This window comes from Nocardiopsis sp. NPDC006832 (genome assembly GCF_040635885.1).
In the GTDB taxonomy this organism is placed as follows: Bacteria; Actinomycetota; Actinomycetes; order Streptosporangiales; family Streptosporangiaceae; genus Nocardiopsis.
Window position 1 is genome coordinate 20,436 of record NZ_JBEYLC010000068.1, and the last position, 7,415, is coordinate 27,850.

At 70.0% G+C, this 7,415-nt stretch carries 7 protein-coding genes; 3 read left to right on the plus strand and 4 right to left on the minus strand.

Features of this window, described 5'->3' with window-relative positions; translation table 11 throughout:
- Positions 1–8 precede the first annotated feature (8 nt).
- Positions 9–2,204 carry a prolyl oligopeptidase family serine peptidase gene (locus ABZ717_RS24310; RefSeq protein WP_358514339.1) on the minus strand — a complete coding sequence of 732 codons (2,196 nt, stop codon included), beginning with the start codon at positions 2,202–2,204 and terminating at the stop codon, positions 9–11.
- A gap of 110 nt (positions 2,205–2,314) precedes the next feature.
- Between ABZ717_RS24310 and mshB the strand changes: the two genes are divergently transcribed.
- Complete coding sequence (gene mshB / locus ABZ717_RS24315) at positions 2,315–3,181, plus strand: N-acetyl-1-D-myo-inositol-2-amino-2-deoxy-alpha-D-glucopyranoside deacetylase (RefSeq protein ID WP_358514341.1); 867 nt, start codon at positions 2,315–2,317, stop codon at positions 3,179–3,181.
- Between the two features lie 59 nt (positions 3,182–3,240).
- On the plus strand, positions 3,241–3,810 hold the full coding sequence (locus ABZ717_RS24320; protein WP_358514343.1) for a hypothetical protein: 570 nt from the start codon (positions 3,241–3,243) through the stop codon (positions 3,808–3,810).
- Between the two features lie 39 nt (positions 3,811–3,849).
- Here the strand turns inward: ABZ717_RS24320 and ABZ717_RS24325 are convergent, their stop codons facing one another.
- The 3 genes from ABZ717_RS24325 to ABZ717_RS24335 form a co-directional block, all read right to left on the minus strand.
- A complete protein-coding gene (locus tag ABZ717_RS24325) occupies positions 3,850–4,899 on the minus strand; it encodes a site-2 protease family protein (protein WP_358514345.1) in 1,050 nt (349 codons plus the stop codon).
- A gap of 102 nt (positions 4,900–5,001) precedes the next feature.
- A complete protein-coding gene (locus ABZ717_RS24330) occupies positions 5,002–6,363 on the minus strand; it encodes a hypothetical protein (RefSeq protein WP_358514347.1) in 1,362 nt (453 codons plus the stop codon).
- Between the two features lie 163 nt (positions 6,364–6,526).
- Positions 6,527–6,772 carry a hypothetical protein gene (locus ABZ717_RS24335; protein ID WP_358514349.1) on the minus strand — a complete coding sequence of 82 codons (246 nt, stop codon included), beginning with the start codon at positions 6,770–6,772 and terminating at the stop codon, positions 6,527–6,529.
- 182 nt (positions 6,773–6,954) lie between these two features.
- Here ABZ717_RS24335 and fdxA point away from each other — a divergent pair, with 182 nt between their 5' ends.
- On the plus strand, positions 6,955–7,275 hold the full coding sequence (gene fdxA, locus ABZ717_RS24340) for a ferredoxin (RefSeq protein ID WP_087101814.1): 321 nt from the start codon (positions 6,955–6,957) through the stop codon (positions 7,273–7,275).
- The last annotated feature ends 140 nt before the right edge of the window (positions 7,276–7,415 follow it).

Consider the following 7,415-nt stretch of genomic DNA (forward strand, 5'->3'; position numbering starts at 1 on the left):
TTCGAGGGTTACGCCCCCCGGTCGCCCTTGAGGTTCTCCTTGAGGAAGTCCACCTGGAGCAACAGCAGGTTCTCCGCCGTCACCGGGTCCGCAGGGCTGTGCGTCACCCCGGCCAGCGGCAGCACCGTGTGCGGGCGGCCCGCGGCCAACAGCGCCTCCGACATCCGCTGGGTGTGCGCGAACACCACGTTGTCGTCGATGAGTCCGTGGACGAGCATCAACGGACGTTCCAGCTTCGCGGCGTCCGAGAGCAATGACGAATCCGCGTACACCTCCTCCTGTTCCTGCGGCAGGCCCAGGTAGCGCTCGGTGTAGTGGGTGTCGTACAGGGTCCAGTCGATCACCGGGGCGCCCGCCACCGCCGCGTGGAACACGTCCGGGCGGCGCAGTACGGCCAGCGCCGCCAGGTAACCGCCGAAAGACCAGCCGTGGATGCCCACCCGGGAGGTGTCCAGGTGGTCGAACCGTCGGGCGGCGTCCTCCAACGCCTCGACCTGGTCGGCCAACACCGGATCGGCGAGGTCGTGGTGGACCGCCTGCTCCCACTCCACACCCACGCCCGGGGTGCCACGGCCGTCCGCGATGAGCACGGCGAAGCCCTGCTCGGCGAACCACTGCGAGGACAGGTAGGCGCCACGGGCGTTGAGCACCCGCTGCGCGTGCGGACCGCCGTAGGGGGCCATCAGCACCGGCAGCGGCGCCTCACCCTCGCGGTACCAGGACGGCAGGACCAACGCCGTGGGGATCTTCCGTTCCCCGGCGAGCCAGGTGGTCACGCGCGGCTCCGGCAGGTCCGGGACCTCGGCGACGCTCTCGATCTCCCCGTGGGTTCGGCGGGTCTCGGTGCTCGCGCCCCGCACCACGAAGGTCCGTACCCCGGTGAAGTCCATCGACCTGTGCTGCAGCACGAGGGTGTCGCCGCGCAGCCGACCGGCACGCAGACCACCGTGGCCGTCGTCGGCGCCCTCGGGCAGCTCCACCGGTGCGCACGTGCCCTGACGGGTGTCGGCCAGCCACAACGACTGGTCCCCGGGGCGGCCGGCGGGAGAGGCGGCGAACAGCACCCGGTCGCCGTCCACGCCCACCACGGCGCGGACGTAGGAGTCGCCGCTGATCGCCTTGTCGCCCACGTACACTCGGCGCTCGCCGGTGCCGTTCTCCCGACCGATCCACACCAACGCACCGGAGGCGGTGAAGTCCGGAACGCCCGGCATGATCTCCACCCACACGCCGTCGCCCTCGGTGCGGATGCGCGAGACCAGGCCGGTCGCCGGGTCGGCGCTGAAGAGGGCGAGGGTTCGCTGGTCCCGGCTCTGGGCGGTGAACACCAGGGTGGCGTTGCCGTCCGGTCCGCTGGTCCAGCCCACGGTGGGCAGGTACGGCAGTTCTTCGCGGTCCCACTCGATCGGCGTGGGCTCGGGGCGGCCGTCGCGTCGGTAGGCGACGGGGGAGGGCACCCCGATCACGGCCAGGCGAACGTCCGGGTTGGCGGTGCCGGCCGCCGGGTAGCGCAGCGGCTGTGACTCCTGGTCGGGCCGGTTGGGGTCGCCGACGAACCAGCGATTCACTTCGGACTCGTCGACCCGGCTCACGGCCAGGGAGGCGCCGTCGGGCGACCACCAAAAGCCCCGCATCCGGTTCATCTCCTCGGCGGAGACGAGGTCGGCCAGACCCCAGGTGACGTGTTCGCCATCCGGTTCCACCAGCACGCGGTCGCGGTCCTCGTCGCCGTTGTCGACGATGTCGATCACCCGGACCGCGCCCTTGTGCACGTACGCGACCCGTTCGCCCGCGGGGCTGATCCGGGGATCCACCGCGGGGGTGACGACGGGGAGCTCACGCGGGGCGGCGTCGTCACCGACCAGGTCCACGTAGAACACCCGGCCGGACAGGGTGAAGACCGCGCGGGTGAAGGCGTCGTCCACCGTGTACGACACGATGCCGCCACCGTGTTCGCGCATCCGCTCCCTGCGGGCGCGCTCCTCGGGAGGAAGGTTCTCGTCGTCGGCGCCGAGCGCGGTGGGGTCGGCCAGGACCGTCGAGGTCCCGGTCTCGGGCAGGTACTGCCACAGACAGGTCGCCTTGTCCGTGCCGTGCCGGCCGCGCAGGAAGGTGACGCGGTCGCCCTGCGGGGAGACCTGGAAGTTACGGGGGACCCCGATCGTGAAGCGTTGGGTCCGGGCCTGTTGGCGAGGAAAGCTCATAGGCCGATTGTGTCCCATCGCATCCACCGGGCGCTCCGAATGTCGATCGACCTGCCCTGATCTGGGTGTTCCATGGGAAAGAACCCCATCTGGACGGTATCGTTCCGCATGTGAGCGACAGGCGACTGATGATGGTCCACGCGCACCCCGACGACGAGAGCATCGTCACGGGGGCGACGTTGGCGAAGTACGCGGCGGAAGGGGTCGACGTCACCCTGGTGACCTGCACCCTGGGTGAGGAGGGCGAGGTGATCCCGCCCGAGCTCGACCACCTGACCTCCGAACGCGACGACACGCTCGGGGAGTACCGGATCGGTGAGCTCGGCAAGGCGTGCGTGGCTCTGGGCGTACGCGACCACCGGTTCCTCGGCGGTCCCGGACACTACCGGGACTCCGGAATGATGGGCGGTCCCACCAACGAACACCCCAAGGCCTTCTGGGGCGCCGACGTGGAGGAGGCGGCCGGACTGCTCGCCGAGATCATCCGTGAGGTGCGCCCGCACGTCCTGGTCTCCTACGACGAGCATGGCGGTTACGGGCACCCCGACCACGTCCAGGCCCACCGGGTCACCCGCCGAGCCTGTGCCAGGGCCAACGAACGGGCCCTGCCGGGCACGCCTTGGAAGGTCGACAAGCTCTACGCCGTCGCACAGCCGATCTCGCGGATCGAGGAGTCCATCGCTCGACTGAACGAGGAGGTCGGGCCCTTCACCCCGCCCCGCGAGGTCTCCGACATCGCCCGAGGCACCCCCGACTCGATCGTCACCACCAGGATCGACGCCACCGACCACTGGGCGGCCAAGACCCTGGCGATGCGCGCGCACGTCACCCAGATCACCGTGGACGGGGAACGGTTCGCGCTGTCCAACGACATCGCCCAGGAGATCGACGCGGTCGAGCACTTCACGCTGTTGATGGGGCCGCCGCCCAAAGCCGACGTCGACGGTTACGAGAGTGACCTGTTCGCCGGACTGTGACGGCCCGCTCCCGGCCCCCGGCCACGTCCACGGTCGGGGAACGCCTACCCTCGTCTTTCGTGACCACACCTGAATCCGTCGCGGGGCCCCGGAGCCGGCCGCCCGCCATCCTGTCCTCGGCGATGACCGTCCTGTCGTTCCTCGTCCTGCTTCCGACCGGGGCGGCGGTGGGGGTGCTGTCCGGGTTCGGGCTGTCCTGGTTCTCTCACCACTGGCCGCTCGGCCTCCCCGTCCAGGCCGGGGCCGTTGTCGGGGTGGTGGTCTTCCTGGTGCTGCTGTACACCCTCACCAGGCTGGCGGCGTGGGGCAGCCGACGCCAGTCCGGCGCCACCGGGTTCGCGGTCGGCTACGTCCTGTCCCTGCTGGGCATGATCGGCTACCTTCCGGGCGGGGACATCGTGTTCTCCGCCGCGCTGGTCAACTACGTGTACCTGTTCGGATCCATGATCGCCCTGGCCGCCGCGGTGATGCGCAGCGTCACCCTGCCCGGGCCGATCCCCTGGGAGAAGCAGACCGCCGCTCGGGGGACGACCACGGCGAGTGGCAGGGTCAACCTGACACCGCCGGACATGAGGCCAGGGACGCCCGACAGCCCCTTCGACCCGCCCAAGGGTGGATCGAAGGACTGAGCGACCGCGAAGGAGCGGGAGCGCCGCCCGGTGGGCCGGTCAGGCCCAGAACTGCAGCAGCAGCTTGCCGTGGAACATCATCCCGGGGATGGTCGGGTTGGGCAGGATCTGCTCGAACATCGTGTAGATGAGGGTGTCGAACAGGTCCCGGATCCCCGGCAGCCACAACACGGCGAACACGGCGATCGAGCAGAACAGCCCGTTGGCCACCACGAACCCGGTCCACTTGGCGCCTCGGAAGGCCGCCAGGACGTGATAGCCGTCCAGACCGGGGATCGGCAGCAGGTTCACCAGGGCACTGGTCATGTTGGCGAAGGACAGGAAGGCCAGTGAGGAGATCGCCCAGTTGACGCTGTCCTGCCCGGCCGGCACCAGCAGTGTGACGGTGAGCGCGAGCACGGCCGACAGCGCCAGGCTCGTCAGGGGGCCGGCCAACGCCACCATGACGCGGCGACCCCGGCTCGGGATGGCGTCCCAGTCCACGTAGGTGGGCGGGCCGTTCAGACCGAAGCCGCCCAGACCCAGGTAGGCCACGGGCAGGACCAGCCCGCCGAAGGCCTGCCGGTATCCGAACGGGTTCAACCGCAGGTAGGCGGAGCCGCGCAGGGAACGGTCACCGGACAGGTAGGCGGCCAGGGCGTGCCCGAACTCGTGCACCGCCACCGACACGATCCAGCCCAGCAGGATGAGCAGCGGCGGGATGAGCGGGGTGACCGCGGTGCCCTCCGCGGCCCATTCCAGTTCGATGGCGCGCCAGGACAGCCAACCCGCGAACCCTGCCAGGCCCAGCACCAGGACGAACAGCGGGCTGGGCATGAAGTCCGCCCGGCTCGGTGCGGCGGGAGCCTTCTCGTCGTCCTTGGAGCCCGTGGCCTCGGCCTCCTCGGAGCGCGCGGCCTCCCCGGTCTCTTCGGTCACCTCGGTCTCCGCCGAACCGTCCACACCGACCCCGGCACGGTTCAGGGCGTCCTCGGGCATCTGCTCCCACGGGTCCGCGGCGCGTGCCTGGTCACCGGGGCCTTCGCCGTCGGTGCCGGTCACGGTCGCGTCGTCGGGTTCCGCCTTGTGGGGCGGTTCGGGCGTGGGCATGATGCTCCTGCTGGTCGCGGGTGGTTCGCGCTCCAGGTTAGGGCCTGTTCGGGGCCCCCGAGCAGCGGGTGCCGTATCCCGAAGGACACCCGAAGGACGGCCTCAGACCACCGCGCGCGGAGCCACGGCGGACTTGTGCAGGCAGGCGATCGCGAACGCCCGGCCCACGGGGGTGAGCTCCCGACGCCCCACGTTCTCGTCGCCCACGACCAGCCCCAGCGCCTCCAACAACCACCCCACCGCCATGACCATGGCGCGTACCTGGTCCGATGCCGTCTCGGCGGCCCGACGGTGCGCCGCGGCGTGTCTGCCGGCGGGCACCGGGGGTTCCACCGGACGCCACCCGGACTCGATGAGCACCCGCTCGGCGGACTCGGCGTCCGAGTCACCACGCCGGGCGTGCGAACCCAGCCCCTGGGGTGAGCGGGTCAACAGGATGCCCAGGAGGGTCTCGGCGGAGGCCTGTTGGATGCCGCCGGTGCGGCACAGGGTCTCGGTCGCGGCCTGCCACAGAGATTCGGGGTCCTCCCGAAGTCGCTGGCCCCGCCGGGTCAGTTCGAGTCGGCGCCCCGAACGGCGCACGGCGCGCATGGAGCGCAGTACCTGGTGCAAGGCGATGATCTGGGTCGCGTCGGTCTCACTGCGCGGTGGATTCGGGGAGCCGTGCCAACCGAACTCCTCGCACAGGGCCCGCACCACGCTCGGGGAGATGTAGCCGATCTGGGTGAGGGCGATCCCTTCCGAGGCCAGGTCGAGCAGCCGACACAGCGGGGCCATGGCGGACTCCACGTCACGCGGTACGTCCGCGCCCGCGATGATCTGGCCCACCAGCGGCCACAACCGTTGCCGGTGTGGATGGGCCGAGGAGGACAACCAGGCGCGAACCCGTTCCTCCCGAACCCGGTCCAGCCGGCTGAGACCACGATGGTCCGGGTTGGTGAGGAAGGAACGCGCGAACCTCTCCTGGGCGGGCCGCCAGCCGCGTTTGCCCGGCCGGATGTCGCCCAGTGAGATCGCCAGTTCGAGGGCGGCCGCGGTCTCCCTGCGCGCGCTCAGCTCCACGTCGCCCACGGCGGTGCCCCAGGTCAGCTCCGGCAGGTCGGGGGGTTCCACCCCGGACTCCCACATGAGCCGTTCGAACATGGCCAGTCCGGCGGTGTGGTCCTTCTCGTACAGCTTGAGCAGGGTGGTGGTCTCGGGGGAGGAGCACACGTTGGCGTAGCGGTACAGCTGCAACAGCTGGAACAGGTGACCCAGGGAGCGCACCGCGAACAACTGGTCGTCGGGGGAGTTCTGGAAGCGGACGGGCAGTTCGTACCAGCAGAACCGCTGGACGATGTGCTGGTTGAGTCGTTGCAGGTCCTGCTCGGGAGCGAGAGTGTCCAGTGCCAGACGGGCCATGTCGGAGGCCCGCTCGTCTCGCCGGGACAGTTCGGCGAGGGCGGACGCGACTGCCTCCCTCATCTTGGGCACCACCTCCCCGCGTGCCTTGTGCCCGTCCGTCCGGGGACCGGGACGGACGGGCGCGATGCATCGTTGTCGGCCCGAGGGCGCGGTCGGGGGGAACCGCCGTCGGGGCTGAGTCTCTTCTACCCTGGAAGAGGCGAAGAATGCCTGCGTGTGGGGTCTAGGGGCGCTTGCCGCGCCGTCTTGGGGGTACGGGGGGAACGACACGACTGGCGGCGATGTCGTGTTCGGCGACCTCCACCGTCGAGTCGTCTCGGCGACGTAGGGTGAGAACACCTTCGGCCCAAGACTCCACGACTCCGACGATATCGGTGAAGCCGCCTTCGGGGAGGATGATTCGCAGTGAGACACGCCGACCGACGTCGGCATGGGTGATTCTGTGGACCAGTCGTCCGCGCAAGTGCATGAATCCGGGCCCCCGAGTGTGCGCTGGCTGTTCTCCAGCGCCATACTAAGAGAACGACATCTGTGCCAATAGCTTGCAGAGCCCCACGGATCCGGTGACGCCCGCACGTCGTCCGTTTCCCTGGGAGGCTCTGGAGTCCCGCCTCCCCCGTGGGCAAGCGGGGGTGAGACAAGGAGTACGACGTGACCTACGTCATCGCGCAGCCCTGTGTTGATGTGCTGGACAAGGCGTGCATTGACGAGTGCCCCGTGGACTGCATCTACGAGGGTGACCGCATGCTCTACATCCACCCGGACGAGTGCGTGGACTGCGGTGCGTGTGAGCCGGTGTGCCCCGTCGAGGCCATCTACTACGAGGACGACCTGCCCGAGCAGTGGTCGGAGTACTACAAGGCCAACGTCGATTTCTTCGACGACCTGGGTTCCCCGGGGGGTGCTTCCAAGGTCGGCAAGATCGACCGCGACCACCCGATCATCGCCAAGCTGCCTCCCCAAGCGGAGTAGCCGCACACAGCCACGGCTTCCCCTTGGCGCAGAGGTCGCGTGGCGATGAGGCCCACGAGAACGTGACGTGTCGCGCCGGCCCCCCCCCGGGGGCGGGCCGGCGCGGGTGTGTTAGGGCCCCCCGACGGAGGGGGGGTGGC